The organism is Wolbachia endosymbiont of Tuta absoluta (assembly GCF_059414725.1).
The window spans coordinates 1-537 of sequence record NZ_JBNRJY010000779.1 but is presented as its reverse complement, the minus strand read 5'-3'; the positions used below and the strand labels follow the sequence as shown (position 1 = coordinate 537).

The following is a 537-nucleotide window of genomic DNA, read 5'->3' as shown; positions in this document are numbered from 1 at the left end:
AAATAAAGCCGATTTAAAAAATATTTTATAAAATTAAGGGGTTAATTAAGCTTGTAATTAAGGTGTGTAACTTAATCCAAGTCCAAACCATCGCTGTCGGAAAGCATTGAAACGATCACCGAAAGTAGCTTCAAGTGTTATGATATTTGGGATCAGGCGATAGTGCACAGCGGTCTGAAAGAAGGGCGCATCACGATCCTTTCATCAAGCTGTTTCTGTAGAATTTGAAGCATATAGGGCTAAATACAAAATTATTGAGGATTTTTCATTATACACATCTATATTGAGGAAAGCTGATTGCTTAAAATGAATGTTTTATAAAATATTCATATCTGATGATGATTGATGCAATCGTATTGCTTTTCAATGAGATTGAAAGATTAAATCTTAATTATCGCATTCAACTGATTGATACATTAGAAGTATCAGTATGGGATCGATCTGGAGGAATACCGATGGCGAAGGCAGCCATCTGGCCTAATACTGACGCTGAGGTACGAAAGCATGGGGAGCAAACAGGATTAGATACCCTGGTAG

At 36.3% G+C, this 537-nt stretch carries 1 protein-coding gene; it reads left to right on the top strand.

Annotation, left to right across the window (positions count from 1 at the left end; genetic code table 11):
- Positions 1-338 precede the first annotated feature (338 nt).
- Positions 339-537, top strand: a 199-nt coding sequence (locus tag ACJ5GX_RS08040) for a hypothetical protein (RefSeq protein ID WP_495292890.1), incomplete at its 3' end; no start/stop codon positions are given.